Annotated in this window: 12 protein-coding genes; 10 read left to right on the top strand and 2 right to left on the bottom strand. The window is 72.6% G+C overall.

What is annotated here, in order from left to right; translation table 11 throughout:
• The first annotated feature begins 68 nt into the window (after positions 1-68).
• The 7 genes from AB0389_RS06295 to AB0389_RS06265 all read left to right on the top strand — a co-directional run bounded on the left by AB0389_RS06295 (position 69) and on the right by AB0389_RS06265 (position 9,364).
• Positions 69-1,535, top strand: a complete 1,467-nt coding sequence (locus AB0389_RS06295) for an MFS transporter (protein WP_366394158.1) — start codon at positions 69-71, stop codon at positions 1,533-1,535.
• Between the two features lie 62 nt (positions 1,536-1,597).
• Positions 1,598-3,853 (top strand): glycoside hydrolase family 3 C-terminal domain-containing protein, encoded by a 2,256-nt coding sequence (locus AB0389_RS06290; protein WP_366394157.1) that lies wholly within the window; start codon positions 1,598-1,600, stop codon positions 3,851-3,853.
• Positions 3,850-4,905, top strand: a complete 1,056-nt coding sequence (locus AB0389_RS06285; RefSeq protein WP_366394156.1) for an alpha/beta hydrolase — start codon at positions 3,850-3,852, stop codon at positions 4,903-4,905. Before AB0389_RS06290 ends, AB0389_RS06285 begins: the two co-directional genes overlap by 4 nt.
• Positions 4,898-5,779, top strand: a complete 882-nt coding sequence (locus tag AB0389_RS06280; RefSeq protein ID WP_366394155.1) for an alpha/beta hydrolase fold domain-containing protein — start codon at positions 4,898-4,900, stop codon at positions 5,777-5,779. Before AB0389_RS06285 ends, AB0389_RS06280 begins: the two co-directional genes overlap by 8 nt.
• 79 nt (positions 5,780-5,858) lie before the next feature.
• On the top strand, positions 5,859-7,061 hold the full coding sequence (locus AB0389_RS06275) for a family 1 glycosylhydrolase (RefSeq protein ID WP_366394154.1): 1,203 nt from the start codon (positions 5,859-5,861) through the stop codon (positions 7,059-7,061).
• Positions 7,058-8,032, top strand: a complete 975-nt coding sequence (locus tag AB0389_RS06270; RefSeq protein WP_366394153.1) for an alpha/beta hydrolase — start codon at positions 7,058-7,060, stop codon at positions 8,030-8,032. The genes AB0389_RS06275 and AB0389_RS06270 overlap by 4 nt, the downstream gene beginning before the upstream one ends.
• 138 nt (positions 8,033-8,170) lie before the next feature.
• On the top strand, positions 8,171-9,364 hold the full coding sequence (locus AB0389_RS06265) for a damage-control phosphatase ARMT1 family protein (protein WP_366394152.1): 1,194 nt from the start codon (positions 8,171-8,173) through the stop codon (positions 9,362-9,364).
• A gap of 34 nt (positions 9,365-9,398) precedes the next feature.
• Here the strand turns inward: AB0389_RS06265 and speB are convergent, their stop codons facing one another.
• Positions 9,399-10,349, bottom strand: a complete 951-nt coding sequence (gene speB, locus AB0389_RS06260) for an agmatinase (RefSeq protein WP_366394151.1) — start codon at positions 10,347-10,349, stop codon at positions 9,399-9,401.
• 157 nt (positions 10,350-10,506) lie between these two features.
• On the opposite strand from speB, the gene AB0389_RS06255 reads away from it, so the two are divergent.
• Complete coding sequence (locus AB0389_RS06255; protein ID WP_366394150.1) at positions 10,507-12,018, top strand: PucR family transcriptional regulator; 1,512 nt, start codon at positions 10,507-10,509, stop codon at positions 12,016-12,018.
• Here the strand turns inward: AB0389_RS06255 and AB0389_RS06250 are convergent, their stop codons facing one another.
• Positions 12,019-13,608, bottom strand: a complete 1,590-nt coding sequence (locus AB0389_RS06250; RefSeq protein WP_366394149.1) for an AAA family ATPase — start codon at positions 13,606-13,608, stop codon at positions 12,019-12,021.
• Between AB0389_RS06250 and AB0389_RS06245 the strand changes: the two genes are divergently transcribed.
• Together AB0389_RS06245 and AB0389_RS06240 are read left to right on the top strand one after the other, a co-directional pair.
• Positions 13,528-25,089, top strand: coding sequence for a toxin glutamine deamidase domain-containing protein (locus AB0389_RS06245; RefSeq protein ID WP_366394148.1), 11,562 nt, complete (start codon positions 13,528-13,530; stop codon positions 25,087-25,089). The genes AB0389_RS06250 and AB0389_RS06245 overlap by 81 nt on opposite strands.
• On the top strand, positions 24,980-26,353 hold the full coding sequence (locus tag AB0389_RS06240) for a hypothetical protein (RefSeq protein ID WP_366394147.1): 1,374 nt from the start codon (positions 24,980-24,982) through the stop codon (positions 26,351-26,353). The genes AB0389_RS06245 and AB0389_RS06240 overlap by 110 nt, the downstream gene beginning before the upstream one ends.
• The last annotated feature ends 10 nt before the right edge of the window (positions 26,354-26,363 follow it).

Below are 26,363 nucleotides of genomic sequence, written 5' to 3'. Positions count from 1 at the left end.
CCATGTACCGGGCACCAAAAGACACTTCAGAAACTTCTTCGTTCAGTGACGAGCGATCGGGGTACCACATGACAACGCCTTCTTTCACCGAACTGCCCGGTAGCGATCCGTCACCTTCCGAGCACGCCGCAACCGCCGAGATCCTCGAACCCTCCGAGCCCGGCACCTCCCCGAAGTACCTGCGCGGTCGCGCCCTTCGGCGCTACGCCCTCTGGTACGGAGTCGCGCTCGCCGCGTTCTCCACCATCTGGGGAGGAGCCGCCGGCCTGCTGCTCCCCAACCAGGTCCAGTCCCTGGAGATGTCGAAGTTCTTCACGGGCGGCGACGCCGGTACGGACCTCCAGAAGCTCACCGTGCTCAAGAACGCCATCGCCGCAGGTACGGCGACGGCGACGGCGGAGCAGAACCGGCTGCTGGGGATCCTGTCCGATTTCGACGCCAGTCGGGCCCAGTCCCTGGCGCTGGTCACCTCCGTCGGTCTGGTCGCGACGATGGTCGCGCAACCGCTGATCGGTGTCTTCTCCGACCGGACCCGCTCCCGAATGGGCCGTCGCGCCCCCTGGATCCTGCTGGGCGCACTCATCGGCGCCGCGTTTCTCGTCGGGGTCCGTTACGCGCCGAGCGTGGCCGTCCTCGTGGTGCTGTGGGCCGTCGCCTCGGTGGCACTGAACGCCGCGGTATCGCCCCTGGGCGCGACGCTCGCCGACCGCGTTCTCGAAACCCAGCGCGGCAGCCTGTCGGCGATCGGCGGCTTCGGCTCGTTCCTGGGCGGTGTCCTGGGGAGCGTCGGAGCGGGAGTCGCCCTCGCGGCACTCGGTCTGAACAGCTACTTCGTCTTCGCCGGACTGGTCGTGCTGTGCGTCGTGATCTTCGTGTCGCGAGCCAAGGACGGCTCCTCGGTCGATCTGCAGGTGGCGAAGTTCGAGTGGAAGCCGTTCCTCCTCGGCTTCACCTACGCGGTGCGTACGCGGGACTACTTCTGGGTCTGGACGGCTCGCATCCTGCTCACCTTCGGATACGGGGTATCAGGAGCCCTCGGTCTCTACATGCTCCAGAGCTATGTGGAGCCCGCCCTCAGCGTGAGCGAGGCCACGAAGATCGTGCCCCTCTTCGCCCTGACGGCGCTGCCCGCCACGGTGGTCGCGATCCTTGTCGCCGGCCCGCTCTCCGACCGGTTGCAGCGACGGAAGTCCTTCGTCCTGGCCGCCTCGGTCCTCATGGCCGGGTCCATGGCCATTCCCCTGATCTCCCCGACCGTCCCGGCGCTGTTCGTCCAGGCGATCGTCGCCGGATTCGCCTTCGGCATCTACATTCCCGTCGACCAGGCCCTGGTCGTCGACGTACTGCCCGACCCGAACGCCGCCGGACGTGACCTCGGTGTGGCGGGTCTCGCCACCAACCTGGGCCAGGCGCTCGGCCCCGCCCTCGCCGGCACGGTCGTCTCGTTCACCGGCGGATACGCGTTCGTCTGGGTGGCCGCGCTGGCACTGGTCGGCCTGGCCGCACTCGCCATCCTGCCCGTCCGCAGGCCCTGACCTCCGGTCCATCCCTCGATCCACACCGATCCACCGATCCACCGATCCGCTTTAGGGGACCCATGTCCGACATCACCTCCGCCCTCGAAGAACTGACCATCGATCAGAAAGCCGCTCTCGGCAGCGGGTCGGACTTCTGGACCACCACGGCGGCCGGCCGCGTCCCGTCGATCCTCATGACGGACGGACCGCACGGACTGCGAAAGCAGGAGGGCGCCACCGACCACCTGGCCCTCTCCGGCAGCCTCCCGGCGACCTGCTTCCCGCCCGCGGTGGCCCTCAGCCAGACCTGGGACCCCGCACTGGTGCACCGCGTGGGCGAGGCGCTCGGCCGCGAATGCCAGGCCGCGGGCGTCCACGTCCTGCTGGGGCCCGGGGTGAACATCAAGCGCGATCCCCGCAACGGGCGGAACTTCGAGTACTTCTCGGAGGACCCGCTCGTCTCGGGAACCCTCGGCGCGGCCTGGGTGTCCGGCATCCAGAGCATGGGAGTGGGTGCCTCGCTCAAGCACTTCGCCGCGAACAACCAGGAGACCGACCGGATGCGGGTGAGCGCCGACATCGACCCGCGCCCGCTGCGGGAGATCTACCTGCGCGCGTTCCAGAAGGTGGTCGAGGAGGCGCAGCCGTGGACGGTGATGTGTTCGTACAACCGTGTAAACGGTGTGCACGCGTCGCAGAACCGGTGGCTGCTCACGGAGGTACTGCGCGAGCAGTGGGGCTTCGAGGGCGTCGTGGTGTCCGACTGGGGCGCCGTGGCCGACCGGGTGGCGGCGGTCGAGGCCGGCCTCGACCTCCAGATGCCCGGCAACGACGGATTCGACGACGCCAAGGTGATCGCCGCCGTACACGAGGGGAGCCTCGACCCCGCCGTCGTCACGCTGGCGGCGGACCGGGTCGCCCGAATCGCCCACCGGGCCGAGGCGGCCCGCCGCCCCGACACCGCGTGGGACGCGGCGGACCATCACGACCTCGCCCGCGAGGTCGCCTCACGCGCGATCGTGCTCCTCCGCGACGACCAGAAGATCCTGCCCCTCGACCCCGCCCAACGCCTCGCCGTCATCGGCGAGTTCGCCGCCCGGCCGCGCTACCAGGGCGGGGGCAGCTCGCACGTGAACGCGATCCGGGTCGACGTCGCCCTCGACGAGATCCGCGACCGCGCCCCGCACACCGAGGTGGCGTACGCCGCGGGCTTCTCGTCCGACCAGCGGGCGGATCCGGCGGCGCTCAGCGCGGAGGCGGTACGGGCGGCGGCGGACGCGGACGTGGCCGTGGTCTTCCTGGGGCTGTTCGACGGCCAGGAGAGCGAAGGCGCCGACCGCGCCGACATCGAACTGCCGGCCGACCAGCTCGCCCTGCTCGACGCGGTGGTCGCCGTACAGCCGCGCACGGTCGTGGTGCTGTCGCACGGCGGAGTCGTACGGCTCGCGCCCGTCGTCGCAGGACCGGCGGCCATCCTCGACGGCGCGCTCCTCGGCCAGGCCGGCGGCAGCGCGCTCGCAGACGTCCTGTTCGGCATCGTCAACCCCTCCGGACGCCTCACGGAGACCGTCCCCGAGCGGCTCCAGGACGTGCCGTCCTTCACGAACTTCCCCGGCGAACGGATGCACGTCCGCTACGGCGAGGGAATCCTCGTGGGCTACCGCTGGTACGACGCACGCGCGATCGACGTCACGTTCCCCTTCGGACACGGCCTGTCCTACACGTCCTTCGCCTACGACTCGCTCAAGGCCGAGGCACACGGCGACACCGTCGACGTACGCGTCACCGTCCGCAACACCGGTGAACGCGCGGGCCGCGAGATCGTCCAGCTCTACGCGTCCCGCGACGGGTCCGCGGTCGCACGCGCACCGCGGTGGCTGGTCGGCTTCGGAGCCGTCGACCTCGCACCGGGCGAGTCGGGCGAGGTCGGCATCACCGTGCCGAGGCGCGAGTTCGAGTACTGGGACGAGGAGCTTCAGCGCTGGCTGGTCGAGGGCGGCGAGTACCGCATTGCGGCGGGCGCCTCCAGCCGGGACATCCGGCTCTCCGACACCGTCGAACTCCAGGGGGAGACCGCCCGCTACCGGCTGGGACCGGATTCGTCGATCGGGGAGATCCTGCGGGATCCCATCGCCGGTCCCGCCTTCCAGGAGGTCTTCGCGGCGATGTTCGAGCAGTTCTCCGGCGCCGAGGAGACCGACTACGGACCGATGCTGGACTCGCTGCCGTTCGGACGCTTCGTGAGTACGACGGGCTCCGCGCTCCCCGCGGGCATGGTGGACGACGTACTCGCACGCGCGAACGCCGCCAACGGCTTCGAGGAGAACCGGACATGACGGCACAGGACGTGACGGCACAGGGCATCACCACACCGGACCGCGACGGCGAGCTCCCGCACACCACCCTGGCCGAGCGGCGCGTACCGGTGCCCCGGTCGATCAGCCCCGAGGCGCGGCGCAAGCTGGCCGAGCTGGCCGACATGCCCCGTGTCTCCTTCCCGGACGCGCGGGACGCGGCCGGCTGGCGCGCCAGTGTCGCGGCGCAGATCGAACGCGAACTGGCCGCGCTGCCGCCCGGCTCGGCACGGAGCGTGGCCGCCTCGTACGGAGTGGAGCTGACGCTCGGGCGTGTCGGCCGGGTCCCCGTCCACGAGGCCACACCGCCCGGGTGGGAGCCGGGGGACGAGCGGGTCGTGCTCATGCTGCACGGCGGCGGCTGGATCCAGGGCGGCGGTGAACTGGCCGCGGTGATGACCGTCCTCGAAGCGGCGACGCTCGGACTGCGGGTGCGAGGGGTGGACTACCGTATGGCCCCCGACCACCCCTATCCGGCGCCCCTCGACGACTGCCTCGCGGTCTACCGCGCCCAACTGGACCAGACAGAACCGGGGTTGATCGCTCTCACCGGCACGTCCGCGGGCGCGAACCTCGCGGCCGCGACCGTGCTCCGCGCCCGCGACGAGGGGCTGCCGACACCGGGCGCGGTGGCGCTGTGGTCCCCGTCGGTCGACCTCACGCGCGACGGCGACACCTGGCACACCCTCGACGGTCTGGACCCGGTCATCGGCCTGCACATGGGCACACTGATGGACTACTACGCACGCGGCCAGGACCCCCGCGACCCCTATCTGTCACCGGTGTTCGGCGATCTCTCGGGCTTCCCCCCGACCCTCCTCGGCTCCGGCACCCGCGACGGGCTGCTGTCGGACACCGTGCGCTTCCACCGCGCGCTGCGCCGCGCCGGCGCGGACGCCCACCTCCATGTGCACGAGGCCATGACACACTCCGCCTTCTTCGGCGGAGCCCCGGAGGAGGCCGAGGTGGGTGCGGAGGTCAAGGCGTTCCTCCACGGAAGACTGCGACCCGGCAAGGAGGCCGACGATGCCTGACGCCACGGGGCCCCGCGCCCACCGCACCGCCGTGCGGACGGTCGACACGTCGGTCGAGGGCCAGGGGGGCCCGATCCCCGTCCGCGACTACCTTCCGGAGGACGCCCGGGAGAGCGCCGTGCCGCTGGTGTGGATCCACGGCGGCGGCTGGATGTCGGGCGGCCTCGACCAGAAGGAGTCGCACGCCGTCGCGAAGGCGATCGCCGGCACCGGCCGGCCCGTACGCACCGTCGACTACCGCCTGGCGCCCGCACTCGGATGGCGTGCCCTCGCCTCCCGCTCGCCCCTCGTGCTCGAACCGTCCGAGAACCGCTACCCGGCCGGGCCGGACGACGTGGTCTCCGCCATCACGGACTGGGCGGAGTCGGGGCACAGCCGGCTCTTCGTCGGTGGGGCGAGCGCCGGGGCGAACCTCGCCGTGGCGGCGACCGTGGCCCTCCAACGGTCGGACACCGTATGGCCGTTGGGACTGGCGCTCGTGTACGGCGGCTTCCACTCCGTACTTCCCCCGCTCCCCGAACGGGTGGTCTCGCGGCTGACCGGATTCGCCGGACGGATCGCCTTCACACCGGCGTCCTACGACCGGATGACACTCAACTACGTCGGTGACGAACGCCTGCTGCCGGAAGCCTTCCCCACCGGCGCCGACCTCGCGGGACTGCCTCCGGCGCTCGTGATGGACGCCGACCGGGACAGCCTCCGCGCCTCCGGCGATCAGTTCGCCGCCGATCTGCGGGCAGTCGGCCGCACGGTCGACTACATGATCATCGAGAAGACCCTGCACGGATTCCTCAACCACCCCCGCGGCCGGGGCTTCCGCCAGGGAATCCGGGCGATGAGCCAGTGGCTCGACACCCACGACCGACCGGCATGACCGACCGGCATGACTGACCGACCGGCATGACCAACTGGCCGACATGACCGACCGGCCGGATCGACCCGAAAGAGAGACCATGAACGACACCTCGCCCACTTTCCTCTGGGGCGCGTCCACCGCTCCGCACCAGATCGAGGGCAACAACGTCAACAGCGACTGGTGGGCACGCGAGCAGCAGACCCCCGGCATGGCGCTCAGCGGTGACGCCATCGACAGCTACCACCGCTACGGCGAGGACATGCGGTTGCTGGCCGACGCCGGCCTGAACGCCTACCGCTTCGGCATCGAGTGGTCGCGCATCGAACCGATCCCCGGCCACTTCTCGAAGGCGGAACTCGCCCACTACCGCCGCATGATCGACACAGCGCTCGGCCTGGGGCTCACACCGGTCGTGACGCTTCAGCACTTCTCCACCCCGAAGTGGTTCGCCGACGAGGGCTCGTGGATGGTCGAGAGCGCGATCGACCGCTTCGCGCGCTACGTCACCGAGGCGACGTCCATCCTCGACGGCGTCGAGTGGGTCTGCACCCTCAACGAACCCAACATGCTGGCCATGATGGGCACGATGATGAAGGCCGCCGAGGCGGGCGGGGGCGACTGGCAGAGCCCGACGATCGAGGGCGACGTACAGATGGTGCTGCCCCCGCCCGACCCGGAGACCGGGCACCGCCTCGCCCGCGTCCACGACCGGGCGCGCGAGATCCTCAAGGAGAGGACCGGCGCCAAGGTCGGCTGGACGGTCGCCAACCAGGCGCTCACCGCGAAGCCGGAGCACCAGGCGCGGCTCGTCGAGGAGCGTTACGTCCGCGAGGACCTGTATCTGGAGGCCGCGCGGCAGGACGACTTCATCGGCGTCCAGTCCTACTCCACACAGGAGGTCGACGGGAACGGCCCCGTGCCGCACGCGCCGCACCCCGACAACACCCTCGCCGGAACCGCGTACCGGCCGGACTCCCTGGGCATGGCCGTACGCCACACCTGGGAGGTCACCGGCGGTGTCCCGGTGCTCGTCACCGAGAACGGCATCGCCACCGGCGACGACACCCGCCGTATCGCGTACACCGACGAGGCCCTGCGCCACCTCGGTGCCGCCATGGACGACGGCGTCGACGTCCGCGGCTATCTGCACTGGAGCGCGCTCGACAACTACGAATGGGGCCACTGGGAGCCGACGTTCGGGCTCATCGCCGTGGACCGGGAGACCTTCGAGCGCCGGCCGAAGCCGAGTCTGGCCTGGCTCGGCGGCCTCGCACGATCCGGAAAGGGACCGACCTCATGACAGAGCGGAACGCACACGACACCGCGTACGGGCTGAGCGCCGAGGCCCAGGCATGGCTGGCGATGCTGAAGGAGTACCCGCAGCAGCCCGCCCCGGAACCGGACGACATCGAGGCATGGCGCGCCGTCGCCGCGGCCACCTCGGCACCGGAACTCGCCGACACCATCGCGCTCGCGACCACGGGCGCCGTCGCCACGGGCGTCCCGGTCGAGGTCCACTCCGTCGACCTGCCGCACACCGTCGTCCACGTCGGTACGCCGGAGGGGCTCGCGCCCGGCGACCGGCGTGTGCTGCTCAGCGTGCACGGCGGGGCGTTCACGACCGGCGGGGGCGCGGCGACGCGCGCGGCGACGGGCTTCGTCGCGGGTGCCTACGGCGTCACCGTGTGGAGCGTCGACTACCGCATGCCGCCCGACCACCCGTTCCCCGCGGGGCTGGACGACTGCGTCGACGCCTACCGGGCCCTGCTGGAGAGCCACGACCCCGCCTCCATCGCGGTCAGCGGGCTGTCCGCCGGCGGAAACCTCACCGCCGCCCTGCTCCTGCGGCTCCAGGAGGAGGGGCTGCCGATGCCCTGCGCCGCCGTACTCAACTCGCCCGGCGTCGACCTCACCCTCTCCGGCGACAGCCTGGTCAACGACCCTTCCGGCGCGGGCGCCGGGCTCACGAACAACGCGAAGCTGTACGCGGGCGCCCACGACGTCACGGATCCGCACCTGTCGCCGCTCTTCGGGCGGATCGGCGACGACTGGCCACCCACGATCCTGTTCACCGGCACCCGCGACTTCCTGCTCTCGGACACCGTCCGGATGCACCGGAAGCTGCTGGCGGCCGGTGTCCGGGCCGACCTGCATGTCTTCGAGGCGGCGCCGCACGGGATGTTCGGCGGCAACGCCCCGGAGGACCGTCTCCTCGTCGCCCAGGCCCGGCAGTTCCTGGAGACGGCGTGGAACGGAGCCGCCACGGCCTGACGCGTCCGCACGCGTACCGTACCCGTACCCGCTCCGGAGCCCGGTTGCCAGCCGGCGACCTGATGTGGGAGACCTGGGGGGACACCAGTGATCAGGAGCCCGACGCTCCGGCTGGCGAGGTACGAAGGGCTGGACGCCATGGCAGACAGAGCACCCCACACCGTGGACGAAGGGGCCGGGCCGGTCATCCTGGGCAACAGGCCCGGCTCGTTCGCCCGGGGTGTCCTCGCCGACCGCCACCCCGCGCTCATCAAGCAGGTACGGGACGCCTTCCCGTACGGCCGCCGTCAGCACGAGGCACTCGACGCCCTGCTGGACGAGATCTCCCGGGGCGACATCCAACCGCTCGACCCCGCGGAACACGATCACGAGCGCTGGGCGGAGTGGGGGCGGGGGCACTACGGGCGGTCCTGGTACGACGCGCCCTTCCTGTGGGCGGAGAGCTACTTCTACCGCAGGCTCCTCGGCGCGGTCGGGTACTTCGGTACCGGCCCGTGGCAGGGAGTCGACCCCTTCGCGCCGTTCAAGCGGGCCGAACTGAGCGGCGGCGCGGTGGAGGAGGAGCTGCGGGCACTGGACGCGCTCGCGGACGCGCCGGCCGAGGAGCGCGCCGCGGCCCTGCTCCATGCCTCGCTCTGGGGCAACCGCGCGGATCTCGGCTTCCGCGTCACGGAGGGGGAGCCGGCGGCCGGTCAAGCCGCCGCCGGGCTGGTCGCCGACGACAGCGCCCTGCTGTGGCGGCTCCTGCCGGCCGGTGAAACCGCGACCGTCGCCGTGGTGGCGGACAACGCGGGACGCGAGCTGATCCCCGACCTGATCCTCATCGACCATCTCCTCGAACACCGGCACGCCGAGCGGGTCGTGCTCCACGTCAAGCCGTATCCGTACTTCGTCTCCGACGCGATGCTGCCGGACGTGGTCGACTGCCTCCGCCGCCTCACCGAGACACCCGGCGAAGCGGGCCGGACCGGCGGCCGGCTGTGGCGCGCCATGGCGACGGGACACCTGGAGGTCCGCGCCCACCCGTTCTTCTGCGCCCCACTGCCGTACGAGGAGATGCCCGACGACCTCCGCGCGGAGTTCGCGGACGCCGCGCTCACCGTCCTGAAGGGCGACCTCAACTACCGCCGCCTGGTGGGGGACCGGCAGTGGAGCGCCACGGACTCCTTCGCCGCCCGCACCGCGTACTTCCCGGGAGCCGTCGCGGCGCTGCGCACCCTGAAGTCCGACGTCATCGTCGGCCTGGACCAGGTGACTCTGGACGCTCTGGAGGGCTCCGGTGCCACGTGGCGTACGAGCGGCACGCACGCGCTGATCCAGACGCGGCGGTAACGGGTGGGCGGTAACGGGCGGGCGGGTAACGGGTTCAGGGCCGCTGGGTGAGGGCGAGCAGGCTGATCAGGTCGTAGGCGACGTGCGAGGCGGCGATCGAGGTGATCTCGGCGTGGTCGTAGGCGGGGGCGACCTCGACCACATCGGCGCCGACCAGATGGGTGCCCGCCAGGCCGCGCAGGATCTCCAGCAGCTCCCGGCTGGTCAGGCCGCCGGCCTCGGGCGTTCCGGTGCCGGGGGCGTGCGCGGGGTCGAGCACGTCGATGTCGACGGAGATGTAGAGGGGCCGCTCGCCGATCCGCTGCCGCAGCGCGTCCACGGTCTCGTCCACACCGCGCCGCATGACATCGGAGGAGGTGACGATGCCGAAGCCGAGGCGCCGGTCCTCCTCCAGATCCCTCTTCCCGTAGAGGGGGCCCCGGGTGCCGACATGGCTGAGCGCCTCGGTGTCGAGGATCCCCTCCTCGACCGCGCGGCGGAACGGCGTGCCGTGCGTGTACTCGGCTCCGAAGTAGGTGTCCCAGGTGTCCAGATGGGCGTCGAAGTGGAGGACCGCGACCGGGCCGTGCTTCCTTGACAGGGCGCGCAGCAGGGGCAGCGCGATGGTGTGGTCGCCGCCGATGGTGACCGGCCTGGCGCCGGTCGCGAGCAGCTCGCCCACGGCGTGCTCGACGGTCTCGACGGCCTCGTTGATGTCGAAGGGGTTGCACGCGATGTCCCCGGCGTCGGCCACCTGCGTCTCCGTGAACGGCGAGACATCAAGACCGGGGTGGTACGGCCGCAGCAGCCGGCTGGCCTCACGCACCGCCGACGGGCCGAACCTGGCACCCGGACGGTAGGACACCCCGCTGTCGAAGGGCACCCCGACCACCGCGATGTCACACTGCCCCACCTCGTCGAGACGCGGCAGCCGCGCGAAGGTGGCGGGGCCCGCGAAGCGCGGGATCCGGGAGGAGTCGACAGGGCCTCGGGGCGGCGTGGTCATGCGGTGGTGGTCCTCTCGTAACGGCGCGTCCTCTCGGAACAGCGCGTCCTCTCGGAACGGCGCGGACCGGCGTGGCGGGATCCGGTTCCGGCCCAGTCTGTGGCGGTGGGGACAAGGACAGCAATTGTCTCCATCCCGAATGGATAGGGTGTTTTCTGTGGACAGGAACAAGGTGACCGTCGAGGACCTGCTGTCGTTCCCCGCCCTCCAGCTCCGGCTGCTGGCCGGTGCGGGCGGGCTGCGGCGGGCGGTCTCCTGGGCACATGTGAGCGAGCTGGAGGACCCCACCCCCTGGCTCCTCGGCGCCGAGATGATCATGACGACCGGTCTCGCGGTCCCCCGTACGGCCGCGCGCCAGCGGGCCTATCTGGAACGGCTCGACGACGCCGGGGTCTGCGCGCTCGCGCTCTCCGCCCAGCTGCGGGTGCCACCGCTGCACAAGGCGTTCTTCGCGGCGGCGGAGGAACGGAGCATGCCCGTCCTGGAGATCCCCCTGGCGGTGCCGTTCGTCGCGGTCGCCCAGGAGGTCGCCGCCGCCGTACAGGAGGATTCCCGGCAGCGGCTCGGCGCCCAGCTCCAGGTCTTCGGCGCCCTGCGCTGGCTCGCCACCGAGAACCTGGACACCGCCACCCTCTTCCGGCGCCTGGAGCGCCTGTCCGGCTACGACATCCACCTCTGCACCCCGCAGGGGCGCCCCCTGCTCCCGGGCGTGCCCGTCCCCGACCCCGGCGTGATCCCGGCCTCGGCGGACGTCCCGCCCACCATCCCCGGAGGGTTCGTCCTGCCGGTGCCCGCCCCGGGCGGCCCCGCCGGATTCCTGATCGCGTTCGCCCGCGAGGGTGCCCGCCCGGCCGGTCTCGCCGTCGTCCAGCACATCGCCACCGTGGCCGCGCTCCAGCTCGCCGTCGTCAGGACCGAACGCGAGACCCTGCGGCGCGAAGGCGCGGAGACCCTGGCCGAGCTGCTCCAGGACGTCCTTGACCCGCCGGCCGCGCGCCGCCGCCTCCAACGGCACTCCATCGAAGGGGAGACGGCGCTGCTGGTCGTACGGGGGGTCAGCGAGGACGCCCTGCTGCGCAGCCTGGACGGACAGCCGTATCTGCTGCTCGGCCGGGGCGAGGACCGCTATGTCCTCGGCTCACCCGAACTCCGCGGAGCCATCGCCGCCATGCCCGGCGTCGCGGCCGGCATGAGCCGCCCCTTCCCGCCCGGCGAGCCCCTGCGGGTCGCCCAGCGCGAAGCGCTCCGGGCAGCGTCCAGCGCCGCCGAGTCGGGCCGCCCCCTCGTCATGTACGGCGACGACGCCACCGGCCGCTGGCTCCCCGACGACCCCGCCGCGCTGGCGGCCCTCGTCGAGCACGTACTCGGCGAGGTGCTCCGGTACGACGCCGCGCACCACACGCGGATGCTGCCCTCGGTCCGCACCTGGATGGAACGGGACCGCCGCACCGACGACGCGGCGGCAGCTCTCCACATCCACCCCAACACCCTCGCGTACCGGCTGCGCAGATTCGCCGAGATCACCGGCCGCGACCTCTCCTCCACCGGCGCGTTCGCCGAGGTCTGGCTCGCGATCCGGGCGGCGGCGCAGCTCGGGAGGGTCGGAGACGACACGGCTGGATCGTCGGTACGCGGTGAACCGCCCCGGCCGGGAGGGCGGCCGGGATGATCAGGCGGTCGCCATGTCCTGGCCGGGCAGGTCCTCGGGGAGCAGGGTGCGCAGGTCCTCCAGGCCAGGGACGGCCATGGCACCGAGCCGGCCGGCCTGCCGGGTCATCATGGCGTCCATCAGCTGGCGTGCCGTGCGCGCGTTGCCGAAGGAACGGTCGCGGGGAATGGCGTCGACGTACGTGTGCAGGGCGTGCAGCGTGTCCGGGCCGACGTCGTAGCCGGAGCCGGCGGCGATCCTGCCGATGATGGCGACGAGTTCGTCCGTGGTGTAGTGCTCGAACTCGACGGTCCGGCTGAAGCGGGAGGCGAGGCCGGGGTTGGAGGACAGGAAGCGGCCCATCTCCTCGGTGTAGCCGGCGGCGATCACCACCACGTCGTCGCGGTGGTCCTCCATCAGCTTCAGCAGGGTGTCGACGGCCTCCCGGCCGAAGTCCGACGTCGAGGACTCGGGGGTCAGTGTGTACGCCTCGTCGATGAACAGCACACCGCCGAGGGCCCGTTCGAAGGCCTCTTTGGTGAGCTGCGCGGTGTGTCCGACGTACCGGCCGACCAGGTCGGCGCGGGCCACCTCCACCAGCTGGCCCTTGGGCAGGACGTCCAGGGAGCGCAGCAGGTCGGCGTAGAGCCGGGCGACGGTGGTCTTGCCGGTGCCCGGCGGCCCGGAGAAGACCAGGTGCCGGCCGACGTTGGGAGTGGGCAGGCCGGCCGCCCGCCGGTGCCGGGCGGCGGTGAGTATGTTCACCATGGCCGTCACCTCACGCTTGACGGCGGACAGGCCGATCATGGTGCCGAGTTCGGCCAGCAGCTGCGCGGAGTCGGGGCCCTTGTCCGCCTTGACGTCGCCGTCCCCTCCGACGTCCTCGGGCAGCAGCAGCGACAGATCGCTCTCGGCCGGGGAGTCCATGGAACCCAGCCGGAACGCCTGCCGGTCCACCATCTCCTCGAACACCTTTCGGGCGGCGCGGCCGTTGCCGAACGTCGCGTCGCGCGGCATCCGTTCGTAGAGCCGGGCGAGCGCGTCCGAGGTGTGCGGGTCGAGTTCGTAGCGGTGGGTCTCGCACATGGTGCGGGTGATGGTGACCAGTTCGTCCACCGTGTAGTTGGCGAAGTCGATGGTGCGGGTGAAGCGGGAGGCGAGGCCGGGGTTGGAGGAGAGGAAGCGGCCCATCTCCTCGGTGTAGCCGGCGGCGATCACCACCACGTCGTCGCGGTGGTCCTCCATCAGTTTCAGCAGGGTGTCGATGGCCTCCCGGCCGAAGTCCGCGCCGGAGTTGCCGCTGTCGGACAGCAGTGTGTACGCCTCGTCGACGAACAGCACACCGCCGAGGGCCCGTTCGAAGGCCTCGGTGGTCTTGATGGCCGTACCGCCGATGATCTGTGCGACCAGGTCGGCCCGGGACACCTCGACCAGGTGCCCGGAGCGCAGCACACCGAGTTCGGCGAGGATGCCGCCGTAGAGCCGGGCGACGGTGGTCTTGCCGGTGCCCGGCGGGCCGGAGAAGACCAGGTGCCGGCTCATCGGCGGGGTGGGCATGCCGAGTGTGGCTCGGCGCTGGGCGAGTTCGTTGAGGTTGACCAGGGTACGCACCTGGCGCTTGACGTCGGCCAGTCCGACCAGGACCTCCAGTTCGTCCAGCGGGCCGACGGGCGCGGCCGGCCGCTGGTCGCCGGCGGTGCCGGGACCGCCTCCGGTGACGTCGCCCCACTCGTCGCCGCCGGGCTCTCGATCACCCTCAACCCGCTGGCCTGGCTCGGCGACCTCCTCGGCTGGGAATCGGCCAAGCTGCGGATCCAGTTCGGCCCCACCGTCCGCTACGGGCACGCCTCGGGCCGCACCACGATGACCGGCGGCTCGGGCGCCGACAAGTCCACGGCCACCGCGAAGGAGGTGCCCACCGTCCAGTACAAGGTCCAGAAGTTCGTCTACGTGCGGAAGACCGGTGACGCCGAGCCGACGCGGTTCGAGACGTGGAGCCTGGACCGGATGACGGTCACCGAGGCGCGGCGGCTGGCCGGCTGGGACGACGGGACCGCCCTGCGCGGGGCGAGCGGTGCGGCGCCCTTCGCCCCGGCCTTTCTGACGCGGGACAACCCGCCGACGTTCGGGGGGAGCCGGGTGGAGCAGTTCCTCCACGCGGACGGGCGCTACACCAATGCGGCGGCGGGCACGGCGGCCGTGACCACCGACCGGCCCGCCCCGGAGGCCACCTTCCTGGACGCCGCCACCGAGCAGCTCCTCACCGCGCTCGCCGCCAAGTACCCGGGCCTGGTGGCCCAGCTCCGGGATCTCGGCGACCCGAAGCAGTTCCGCAGCCTCGGCGTCTACAACGTCGTCCTGCAGAACACCACCGCCGTGATCAACGCCCTCACCCACCACACGCTGGCCGGCAACCTGAAGGAGGCCGTCCCGCAGGGCATCCACCTGGCCCTGCTGGAGCCGGGCCGGGTCACCCACACGTACCGTCACATCCGGCTGGACGTGGCACTGACCAACCGCCGCTACGCGGGCACCCAGAACGACCTCGGCCTCACCCACACCGTCATCGGCACCACCAGGGCGGACGGCTCCCGCCAGGCGGGCCAGATCACCGAGGCCGGCTTCCGGGCGACCTTCTCCGCCCGCAACACGGCCACCGACAGCGAGGGCCGCCCGGCCAACGCGGTCACCCCGCAGGCCGGCTTCATGATGGGGCGGCAGCGCCAGGACAACACCGCGTACGGGATGACAGCCACCTACGAGGTCGAGCACGCGCGCGCCGCACCCTCCCATCTCTTCTCCTACGACCTCCGGCTGACGGCCACCTCCGGCGGCTACTGGCGGTTCCGGGGCCTCCTCCGGGGCGTCTTCTCGCTCGGTCTGCTGGGCACCGAACTGTTCGGGTTCTGGCCGCAGCCCACCGTCGACGTGATCGGTGGCACGGCCGGCGACCCCATCACCGGACAGGTACTGCTCAGCGTCTCCGACGCCGAGATCCCGGACCGGGACCCGCACGCCGAAGGGGCGGTCAACCCGTACCGGCCCCAGAGCCCCGACCCGGCCCGGACCACCGTGCTGGACCCGGCCAGGGCCCGGCGGCTCACCACCGGTGTGCTCACCGACGCGGACCGGGGGCCGGGGACGCTGCCCACCGACCCGGACCGTTCCCCCGGGCCGCTGCACGGGCAGCCGCACGAGACGCTCGCCGTACTGGCCACCGGAGGCACCCCAGGACTGGTGGACGAGGCGCTGCGGGACGCCTCCAAGGGCTTCGGCGACCGGCTGCTGCGCCGCGATTCCCCCAAGGGCGCCTGGCAGTTGACCCGGCAGGGGGCACCCGCCCACGAAGCCTCCGTACGCCCCCAGCGACCGCAGTACCTGGCCGCCGAATTCGACCAGGCCTCGGGCCCGATGGGCTCCCGGGTGACCGGCCTGTGGGGCAAGGGCCCGTACGTCGACTGGCTGGCGACCGTCGTCCACCAGGTGCGGGTCACCCGGCTGCGCGCGCTGGGCCGGCCGGTGCCCGTGACGACCGGCACCGCGGTCAAGTCGTCGTCCCAGGCCGGCGGTTCGACCGTCTCCAGACACTTCAAGCAGGTCGGCGGAACCCTCCTGTACGGTCACTCGCACCCCGGGGCGAGCGTGGGCATGTACGGCTTCGTGCTGTGGCCCTGGAAGCGAGGCCGGAGCGAGACCCTCACCACCACCCGCTCGGTCACCTCGGGCCTGGGCCTGGCGCACGGCGGCCTGCACGTACTGACGGCCGGCGACGCGGCGCACGAGGTCGCCGCCTCGGTACGGACCACGGGTCTGCTGCGGTCGCTCGGCCGCTATGTGCCCGGCGTGCCCTACGGCACCGCCGGCCGACGGCAGTCGGTGCCGGGCGGCTGGCTGGGCTACCTGCCCGAGCGCGTCGCCCACCGGCTTGGCCTGCTCGGGGACGGCCTGGACCCCGGACCCGAGTACGACCGTCTCCCGTGGCGCCAGCACGACTGGTTCCGGGCCCGGCCGTTCGCCGCGTATCCGGTCAACACCCTCGACGCCTCGAAGGTGTTGGCCGCCATCGACCGCCAACTCCGGGACCTGGGCATCGAGGACCCGGGCCGGGAGAGCGTGCAGCACCTGCTGTCGGGCCGCGTCACCCGGGCACTCCGCCGCGAAATGACCGGCTCCGGCGCCTCGTTGCCCGTCCGCGTCGGCGGCCCGGGCTGGCGCACCGTCAGGGTCGGGGGCCGCTCGGTGCGGGTCCGCGCGGAGCTGGTTCCGGTCGAGGACGGCCAGCGGTTCGTCGGCCTGTGGGCGGAGACCGAGACCGAGGACGGCCGGACCGCCACCACCGTCATCACCACCGGCAACAGCCGGACCCGGGGCAGCGACGTCGGCACCGTCGTCACCGAGAACCTCAACACCGGCAACGCCGCCGCCCCCGCCGCAGGCCCGTCGTTCCGGGAGACCGGCTCGACCCGGCGGCAGGTCTCCTCGGAGGAGTCCGCGACGCACACGAAGAACTGGAAGGCCGTCTCGAAGGGGCCGCACGCGGAGTTCCGTACGAGTTATCGGCTGCGGGTCACGCTTGAACTGGGCGAGAAGCGGGGGGAGGTTGACGCGGCGGAGACGGCGGCGGGCGTGGCCTCGACCGCCGTGCGGGCCGACGTGCCGGCCCCGCCGCAGGCACCCACCGCCCTCACCCTCCGCAACCGCGACGGCCGTCACCGCATCCTCGTCGAGGAGGAGATCGGCTCGATCACCGACTTCGTCCCGGTGAGCCTGCTCCGCCCCGGCACCCTGCCGGGCACGGGCACGGGCACGGGCACGGGCACGGACACCGGCACGGGCACGGACCCCGCCGCAGACCTCACCGCAGACCCCCTCCGCGCTCCGGAGCCCACCCTCCCCGCCCCCACCCTCACCGTCCTCACCGGCGAGGCCAACCCCCTGAATGCCCAGGACCCGGCCGCCGCCATCACCGCCTGGGCCGCCGTCCCCCACCCGGACGGCACGACCCGCCCCTTCCAGCTTCCGGCGAACGGCATCATCGTCCGGGACGTCATCGGCGACGACCGCGTCCGCGCCGCCTCCACCATCGCCCTCGGTAAGGCGTACGACAACCGCCTGGCCGGCGCGCTCGGCGACCTGACCGGCACCGCGCTGGACCAAGCGCTGGCCCAGGCGCTGCGTACGCCGCTCACCGCCGAGGGCACCGCGTCGGCCCAGGCGCTGGAGGACGCGTCGGGGCCGGGGCCGCTCAGCGCGTTCTTCCACCAGACCACCCCGGAGCGCGGGGGCTACCGTACCGACGGTCTCACCGAGAACACCCTCACCGACCGCACGGCCGCCGCCCTCGCCCTTTACGCCCGCCCCGACCTCGCCGCCGCCACCCTGCTGGCGGTCGCCGACGACATGGGGCTGGAGGCGCCCGAGCAGTTCGTGTTCAGCATGGCCGACGACAGCTCGCAGGGCACCACCCAGAACACGCTCATCGGCGGCGCGCCCATCCTGCGGTCGGACGCCATCGGCGCGGCGGCCCCGGTCGTCAGCGGCACCGGCGCCGACACCGCCGACGACGACGGCCAGTCGGTGGGCCAGGAGATCGCGCAGCAGGAGAACGTGAAGCCGGCCCGGGGCCAGACCTTCCTGTTCGCCGTCCCGACCACCTGGCTGGCCGTCGCCGAGGTGGACCGGCAGTTCAAGGACAGCGCAGCCGCCACCTGGGTCCGCGACCACCTGGGCGGCAGCCTCGGCCGCAAGCCCGAGGCCGGCGCCGTCGAGGCCGAGACGCTGGTCGTCGCATGGTTCCGCGAGGACCTGGCCAGGGGCCTCGGCCTGATCAGCGACACCAACTTCCCCGCCCGGGTCGGCGAGGCATGGGAGAAGGTGACGGAAGCGGCCAAGACGTGGACGGATGCCGACGCGGACTATCTGGAGCTCCGCCGGGACCTCCCCGATCTGCGGAAAGCCGTTGCGAAGGCGATCTGGGTCCAGGCGCGGGCCCGCAGAGGGCGCAAGGACGCGCGGCGGGCGACCCTCAGGGCGTACGCCGACGCGGAACGCGCGTACGACCTGGCGGTGTCGGCCGCGGCCGAGGCGGCGGCCGTCCAGGTGCCAGCCGGGGCGGTACCGGCCGCCGGTACGGCCCCGGACCCGTCCGCGGACTTCGCCGACCGGCTCCGGGCCGCCACCGCCCAGGTCGCCCGGGCCCGCGGGGAGGTCGAGGAGGCGCTGCTCCTCGAACTCCTCGTCACCGCCCCGGCCCCGGCCGGCGAGGACGGCCCGCTCGCCGAGGGTTTCGCCCCCGCCGTCGCCGCCGCCGAGTCACGGGTCGAGGCGGCCAGGGAGAGGCTGGATCTGGCGACCGAGGAGGTCGGCACCGTACGGCGGGGCGAGCGCGCCCGACTGGTCGCCGTGGCCGACAGGGCGCGCGCGGAACAGCGGTCGGCCGCCGACCGGCGGATGCTCGAAGCGCTGGAGTCGGCAGACGCGGCGGCCGGGGCGGTGGCCGCGGCCCGGTCGGCCCTGGACAGCCGGCTCCGGGAGACCGAGGCCCAGCGCGTAACGGCCGAGGCGGCGGCCGACGAGTTCCACCGGGTACGGGGCGAGGCGGACCGGCTGACCCGCTGGCACCAGCTCCCGGCGGACGCGGGCACGGGTACGGGTACCACTGCCGGCACCGAGACCCGCGCCGGGCTGCCCGAACCCACCGTCACCGCGCCGGCCACGCCGGCCTCCGACGACGGCTCCGGCACCGAGGCAGAGGCCCCCCGGGAACCGGTCTACCGCCGCGTCACCATCGACACGGACACCGACACCGACACCACCACCGACACCGACGCCCCCATCAACCCCCTCGCACTGACCGGCCCGGACGGCCGGACCCACCGCCTCATCGACGTCCACCGGGACGGCAACGGCTTCTTCCACGCCCTGGCCGAGGCCCGCGGCTACGGCGAGACCGCCGAGCAGCTGCGCCTCGCCGTCGCCGGCAGACTCGCCGCGCTCCCCGACGACTCACCCCTCCTCGACCGCATCGCCCCGGACCGGACCGACACCTTCACCGCCGACGAACTCACCGCCGCAGGGCTCGACCTGGGCACCGACACCCCGCAGCGCCGCGAGTTCGACGCCCTGGGCGTCATCCCCGAGTCGGCCGGCGACGCCCCTGACCGCACCCACCGCACGCTGAGCCCCGCGCTGCGCCGAGCGCTGGCCGTCGCCCAGCTCCGCCGCCCGGCCGACGCCGAACGCGACCTGGGCTGGGACCACGGCGCGGCGGACGTGTGGCCGGCGCTGGCGGCCCAGCTCCCCGTGGAGAACGGGAACCCCGGCATCCGGATCGTGACCGAGGACGGTCTTCACCACGACCACGGCCCCGACCCGGACCGGCAACTGGACGCCGCCCCCCGGGTCCTCCTCCACCTGGCCGACCGCCACTACCGGGCGATGCACCCCGTCCCGGAGCCCGAAGGCACGCCCGTCACACCCGTCCCGGAGGCCCCGCCCGCCGAACCGGCCGAGCGAGGCCCGCTGCCGGCCCACGCCCGGCGGCCGTGGCTCCGGCCGGAGTCGGCCGACACCGCATCCGACACCGCAGCGGACGCCGCATCCGACGCCGCATCCGCGACCACCGATACCACCGCCGCCACCGACGCTCCCGAAACCGCCCCCGTCTACGACCCGGCCTCCGACCCTGCCCGGCTCACCGACCCCGACGGCCACACCTACCGCCTCGACGCGCCGCCGGTCGACGGAAACCGCTTCTACGCCGCCCTGGCCATGGCCATGAACGGGGCCGGGCTGCGGACACCCGACGACGGTGAGTACGGGCCCGACGACCTGTCCCCGCCGGCCGACCGGCAACTGCCCGACACCGCACGGCTCGACCCCCGGGCGGCCTTCACCGCCGAGGAGCTGACGGCGGCCGGGATCGTGCTCACCGCCGACCAGCAGCGGGCCTTCGTGCGCAGCGGCGGCCGGCCGGCCCTGCTGCACCTGCTGCTGGAACGGGAGCAGGAGCACGCCCTCATCCGGACCCAGCTGCGCGCGGCCCGGCGGTGGGACTCTCCCACCGCCCTCCTCGCGGCGGAACTCGTCGCCCTCGACGCGGATCTCCACCTGACGCTGGTGCACGAGGACGGCACGATCGACACGTTCGGCAGCGCGCGCGGTACGGGCGCCGGCACGGAGAACGCGGTGACGGTGTACGAGCGCGGCACCGAGTTCCTCGCCGCGCTGCCCGAGGGCCCCCGTAACCCGCGCGGCCCGTTCAACCCCCGTACCCGCACACCCCTGCCCCCGACCCCCCTGCCCCCGCCCCCCCTCCAGGACGGGGACCCGTCCCACGGGGAGCTGCACGACAGCGACCCGCGCACCCCCGCCTTCGCCGAGTTCGAAGGCCGCTCCCGACCGCGCGGCCTGTCCGACCCGTACCCGGGCCTCGGGCCGGACCGGGTCCCCGCCGCGCCGGTCGCGGACACTTCCTCTCCCCGGGTGCTGGACCCCGAGGAGCTGGCGGGCCTGGTGAACGGCCTGGCCGTGGAGGTGGCGGCGGAAGGCGCGCCGGTGGCCCTGTGCCTGACGCTGCTGCGCGGGTTCCGGGACGCGTTGCTGCTCACCGCGTGGCACCGGATGGCGCTGCGGCCCGCCGCTGTGGCGGGCCGCGCTGTGGACGACTCGGAGCTGGGCCGGCGCGGCGCGGCCTCCGGCCTGGTGCCGGGCCCCGGGTGGGACCGGGTGGGGTCGTGGGACGCCGTGGCGGACGCGGTGCGGGCCGCCGGTCCCGGATCGGCCGCGCTGGTGCTGGCGCGGCGGCCCGGATCGGTGTCGACGGAGCCGGGGCGGCGGCCGGAGGACGGGCTGGGGCACGCGTTCGCGGCGTACCACCTGCCGGACGGCGTGGTGTGGGTGGACGCGTCGCTCGACGAGGAGCACCGGGTGTCGCCGGTGGCGCCGGACATGACCCTGTTCGACGCGCGGGCGGTGGTGATCGATCCGACCGGGCAGGTGGTGGCGGACATCCTGCCGCCGTTCGCGGAGTCGTCGTCGGTGGGGCACGCGCTGCTGGACAGGGCGGTACGTGACGAGTACGCGGGGGTCGGCACCAGGGTCGCGTACCCCCAGCCGATGGAGATCCGCCTGGACGAGGAGCAGCGGCGCGGGCTCGGCATCCCGCTGGACCCGGAGGGCGTGCCCGACCTGCGACAGGTGGTGCTGGCGACAGGGCCCGGGGTCAAGGTCGTCGTCAGCGAGGCGACGGTCCACTTCGCCCCCGCCGCAGGCCGGGCCGTCGACGCCTCGGCGCCCGAGTCCGCGGGCCCGGGGGTCACGGTGATGAGCGCGTACGTCCCCGAGGTCGTCGTCACGGCGTCCTTGGTCCCGGGCGAGCCGGGGCAGTCCCTGCCGGAGGCGGAGTTCCGGCGGGGGCTGATCCGTGACCGGTTGGCGCACGCGGGCCGGCTGGGGGCGACGCCGCTGACACAACTACTGGAGAATTTCGACGGGTGGGAGTTCACCGAGGTCGGGAAGGCCGCCATCGTCCATCCGCCCGCCCTGGGCTACGACGGCCGCCCCTCCACCCGGCTGTCACTGGGCACCCCGGCGCTGGGCCGCGCGATGCTCCTGAGCCAGGCCGTCGACCGGTTCCCGCACAAGAACCTGCTTCCCCTGCTCATGGCGGGGAGGGAGTTCGGGGAACGCGCCGTGGGGGAGTTCGTGGCGCGCAGGGTGCTCGGCAGCGACGAAGTGCCGAGCGACGGAGTGCCGTTGGAGCTCGTCGCGTTCCTGTCGGCCGTCCCGGATGTGGACGAGATCTGGGGATACGCCTGGCAGGCGTTCAACCAGGTCGGTGCCCGGCCGGTCAACACCCGGTTCGAGCTGGCGCCTCAGAACTGGCTCCCGCTCGACACCATGCTGCCGTCGGCACCGCGGTCCTCTCTCGACGCCGTCAGGCGGGCTCTGCGACCGGGCAAGCATGGCTCACGGGCCTTCCTCGACGCTCACCACGACAGGCTCAGCGCCATCGCGGACGAGCTGCTGACCGGCGCGATAGAGCTCCTGTCCCAGCTCCAGCAGCCGGGCCAAGCCGCCTCGTACCGGTTCGTCGATCCCCGGGCCGGCGACGTGCCGCTCCCGCGCGCGCAGCTGACCGCCGCGCTGACGGGGCGTACACCCCAGGGGAAGAGGGTCGGCCAGGGCGAGTCGCTCGGCATCGCGGAGCTTCCGGGCCTGGACACCGGCGGCGGCAGGCTGGCCGTCCCGCTGATCGTGGACGAGCTGCCCGCGTACACGATCGACGGCGGGAGAATGACCGAGGAGCAGATCGGGCAGGCCGGCCAGGAGCTGGCGGAGGTCGGCAAGGGGCTCTACCGGCGGGCGGTGGCGGCCAGGGTTCCGCTGTCGCCCCAGGTGCTGCGCCGGTCGGTGGAACGGATCCTGGACGATCCGGTGGTCCAGGGATTCGCGGCCTTCCTGGCGATGGCCGCCACCGGCGTACCCCGGGTGAACCACCTGCCCCTGCAACTGCTGACCCTGACGAACCAGGTGAAATTGGCCGGCACGCTGGGCAGTTACGCCCTGGGGCACATCCGGCTGCCCGCCGAGGGGCCGGCGTACCGGCGGATGGAAACCATGGTGGGGCAGGTGTCCCGGCTGCTGGCTTCCGGGGCCGTGCCCGAAGAGGCCCGCACGGGCGTCGAGGAGGCCGTCGGGAGCGCGGAGGGTGCGCTGCGGGTCCTGCGTGCGGTGCCGGCGCGGGAGGCGATCGAGTGGAAGGCGGAGATCGCGGCGCTGAACGGGGACATGATCCCGGTGGACCGGCTGCGGCACGTCAGCCACCGGAACGCCGAGGACCAACCGGTGGGCATGTCGTCACGGCGCGACGGGGAGTGGCAGGGGCGGTCGCGGTCCTACGGCCTGCTGCCGTCGGTGACGCGCCTCAGCCGGCTGCGGCTGTCGCCCGACGGCACGGGGATGCCGGTGGAGACCAGCCGGGAGAAGGCGCCGTTCGACCTGGCGTTCCTGCTGGGTCTGGACGGAGACGCGACCAGGGCGGAGCTGCTCTCCGAGGACGGTCCCAGTGTGGCCATCCCCTACGAGGGGGTGGTGGCCTACGTCTTCGCGCAGGTCCCGGAGCTGACGGCGGCGCCTCGGGACACGCACGTGGTGGTGGTGGGCGCGGACGTGGCGGGACCGCCCGCGGCCGACCGCGATCCGCTGGAGTGGCCGTTGGCCGGTGACGTGCTGGCCGAGGGGCTGGACCGGTGGGTGTGGGCCTCCGCCCTGGGCCAGGAGCTCGGGTTCGGCCACCGTGCCGTCGAGGAGGTGGCGGACGAGCGCGGTGTGGTGAGGCTGGAGCAGACGGCATCCCTCCAGTTGGGGGAGCGCGACGTACTGGCCGGGTTCCGTCCGCCGCCGTCGTCGGTGCAGTTGGCCGAGTGGGCCGGGCGGGTGACCGGTGACCGGGAGCGGGTGGAGTATGTGCGGCGGTGGTGGCGGGCGGCCCGGATGGTGTACGGGCCGATGCTGGAGGACAACGAGCCGGCGTTCGAGGCACTGTTCCGGGGCTTCCACGCGCTGGACCTGTGGCGGGCCCGCCAGGGTGACGGCGGCCCGCTGACCTGGAGCGGTCTGCGGGGGCTGACCGACGCGTTCTACGCCCGTTCCGGGCAGGCCGCACCGCCGTTGTGGGAGGCGCTGCCGAACGTTCTGGTGGCGACCGCGCGCGATATCGGCCTGGACGTGGAGGATCTGACCGGCGCCGCTCTGACACCGCAGTTCGTCGCTGTGCGGGCGTGGGGACCGGCTCCGGAGCCTTTGGGCGCGATCCAGGAGAGTGCCGCCGCCGACGATCCGGACAACTGGCTGATGGACCTGGTGGCGGATGACGCCGCCGCGCCGGTCTTCCCGGCGCCGCCCGTTCCCCCTGCGGACGCCCTCGCCGAGGCATGGGACGCGCACACGGAGGCATGGACCATATTCGCCACGGTCGCGGCCGAGGTGCGGGCCGGCGGCCACGCGCTGACGGAGGACCCCTGGGAGGTCGAGCTGGCGCGCGAGCGGCTGGAGGACGCCGAGGCGCGGCTGTGGGCCCTGGGCGTACCGCTGGAACTTCTGGCCGAGGCCCGGGGTGTTGACGAGGCCGCCGAGGTGCCGGTCGTACCGAGGGACGCCGACCAGCGTCAGTGGATAGCGCGGGAGCTGGCCGAGGCCGACCTGCCGTTCGGTCAGCCTCAGCCGAACGCCCAGGCGCCCGTCGGCCTGGCCGAGATACGCAAGGTGATCCCCGGCTTCAAACTGACCGACTTCCAGCGGCTCGAAATGACGATGCGCGGGGACGGCATGCTGTCCGAGGCGGCACTGCAATCGCCGCTGCCCCTGGCCCAAGTGCTGATGACGCGGTCCGGCGCCTGGACGCACGCACTGAACACGGCGCCGGCGAACGCGGCGCGGCGGCTGTGGGAATCGGCGTTCGTGGCCTTCCGGGGCGACGCGCCCGTCGACGCGGTGGAGGCGGACGTCACCCGGGCCTGGGCCACCGCCGTATTCCTGGTGCTGCCCCGGGAGCCGCACGCGGTGCTCGCCGACTCCCGGTACGCCGGGAGCGAGTTCCACGACGGCGCGGTGCGCCAGGTCGCCGACCTGCTGCTGGGGGGCGGACCGGACCCGGAGGCCGTGCTGCGGTCCGCGGCGGTTGTGGCTGACAACCTCAGGGAAGGGCTGGGCCTGCGGAAGCGCTGGAACGTGAGCGCCGTGACGGCCGAGGCCGAGGCCGAGGCCGCGGACCCGGACCTGAACCTGGACCTGAACCTGGTCCCGGACCTGGACCTGGATCTGATCCCGGACCCGGACTGGGTCCCGGACCCGGATCCGGACCGACACATTGACCAACTCTCTGGAGTATTCACTGCTCACTTTTCAGCAGTGGCTGAGCAAGGATGCGCCGAGGCTGTCCGCGAAGGATTTCAGCATTGCTGTGGAGGAGGGGTCGAATATGCTCCCCGACACCGTCCTCGAACTCACCGGCAAGGCGCCCCGGCAATTGGCCGGGCAGGCTACGATCGATGTCGTCTTCTCCCCGGAAGCGGCGGTGTATCCGGTTGATCCGCGAAGGGCCGGCCCGCTTCTGGCGCTGCCGGGGGTGACCCCTGTGGCGTTCCCTCCCGACTCGGTGCGACTGGACCTGGAGGGAAGGAAAACCCTCACAGAGCTGGCGTTCGCGTTGGGGCTGGTCAGTCTGCGGAACCAGGCGGCGGGTGTCGTCGAGCTGCCGAAGATCCTCGTCACCGGGTACGGCGGCACAACGCCTGCCGGCGATATACGTATGCCGCGTGCGCAGCGCGCGTCCTTCGTGCTCCCCCGCCTTCTGACGGAAGCGCTGGACACTCTTCAGCAGGGACTTCCCCCGGATGCGCCGCGACTGAACGCGGCGAATTTCATGATCGACACGGCGCCGGGTGATGACCGGCCTTCCGATGACACGGCCGCACGCGCCGGTGTGCCGCCCGAGAAGTTGCAGCATCAGGTGACGGTCGGGATCACCCTTACCCCTGAAGCGGTGGCGGTGGCGAGGCTGGACGTGCTGCGCGGGCGTGACGCGGAGCTGCGGGGTGGACCGTTCGATCTGGATGCGGTGGCCCGTCGTGTGCTGCGTCCGGAGGACGACCCGGCCGACGGCGACCTGCGGAAGGAGTTCCTCGGGCTGGTGGCGGCTGCCGAAGCGGCTGGTCCGGTGAGGAGTCTCGCGGCGTTGGCGACGGCTGTCGAACGGCTGCGCAAGGGTCTGCCGCCGCTCGCCGCGTCCGCCGGATCCCCTGCCGGCACGGAGGCCGCGCAGGAGGCCGTTTCGGCCGAGCCGCTGTCCGACCAGGGCGACCCGAGCGGAGACGGTGTGCCCACGGCGGACGGGGCGGCCTCGTCGACGAACCCGTTCGGGCTCACCGGGATGGACAGGAAGGTCGCCGAATTCGTCGTCGAAGGGTACAGCAACGAGGATATCGTCGACGCGACCGGCCTCCCGCCCACTGTCGTGAGAAAGCTCGTCACGACTATTTACAGCAAAATGGGCATCACTGCGTCCACTCGGAATACCAGGCGCCATCAGATCGCCTCCCGACTGGGGATCCCCTTTGAACTCCGCGGCGTGGAGGGCGCGGTAGCGGAAGCGTCGTCGGAACCCGCGAAGGCGATCTCGCACGAAAACCTGGAGAGACTCGCTCCACAAGAGACAAGGGTCGCCCACCTCGCCGCCGAGGGGCATACAAACGCTGAGATCCTCGACATTCTCAACGTCGATGTCCCCGACGAGCGCAAGATTTCGATCCGTACCGTGGAGAACCACCTCGGCAAGATCTACGGAAAATTGTGAATCCATCGCC

Source organism: Streptomyces sp. NPDC093109, from assembly GCF_040701725.1.
Taxonomy (GTDB): Bacteria; Actinomycetota; Actinomycetes; order Streptomycetales; family Streptomycetaceae; genus Streptomyces.
Note: the sequence above shows the minus strand (reverse complement) of the source record. Positions and strands in the feature narration are given on the sequence as shown.

What these genes read in the sequence shown, in the direction of transcription:
- AB0389_RS06295 (WP_366394158.1), top strand. Translation starts at nt 69, where the DNA reads ATGACAACGCCTTCTTTCACCGAACTGCCCGGTAGCGATCCGTCACCT.
- AB0389_RS06290 (WP_366394157.1), top strand. Translation starts at nt 1,598, where the DNA reads ATGTCCGACATCACCTCCGCCCTCGAAGAACTGACCATCGATCAGAAA.
- AB0389_RS06285 (WP_366394156.1), top strand. Translation starts at nt 3,850, where the DNA reads ATGACGGCACAGGACGTGACGGCACAGGGCATCACCACACCGGACCGC.
- AB0389_RS06280 (WP_366394155.1), top strand. Translation starts at nt 4,898, where the DNA reads ATGCCTGACGCCACGGGGCCCCGCGCCCACCGCACCGCCGTGCGGACG.
- AB0389_RS06275 (WP_366394154.1), top strand. Translation starts at nt 5,859, where the DNA reads ATGAACGACACCTCGCCCACTTTCCTCTGGGGCGCGTCCACCGCTCCG.
- AB0389_RS06270 (WP_366394153.1), top strand. Translation starts at nt 7,058, where the DNA reads ATGACAGAGCGGAACGCACACGACACCGCGTACGGGCTGAGCGCCGAG.
- AB0389_RS06265 (WP_366394152.1), top strand. Translation starts at nt 8,171, where the DNA reads ATGGCAGACAGAGCACCCCACACCGTGGACGAAGGGGCCGGGCCGGTC.
- speB (WP_366394151.1), bottom strand. Translation starts at nt 10,349, where the DNA reads ATGACCACGCCGCCCCGAGGCCCTGTCGACTCCTCCCGGATCCCGCGC.
- AB0389_RS06240 (WP_366394147.1), top strand. Translation starts at nt 24,980, where the DNA reads ATGCTCCCCGACACCGTCCTCGAACTCACCGGCAAGGCGCCCCGGCAA.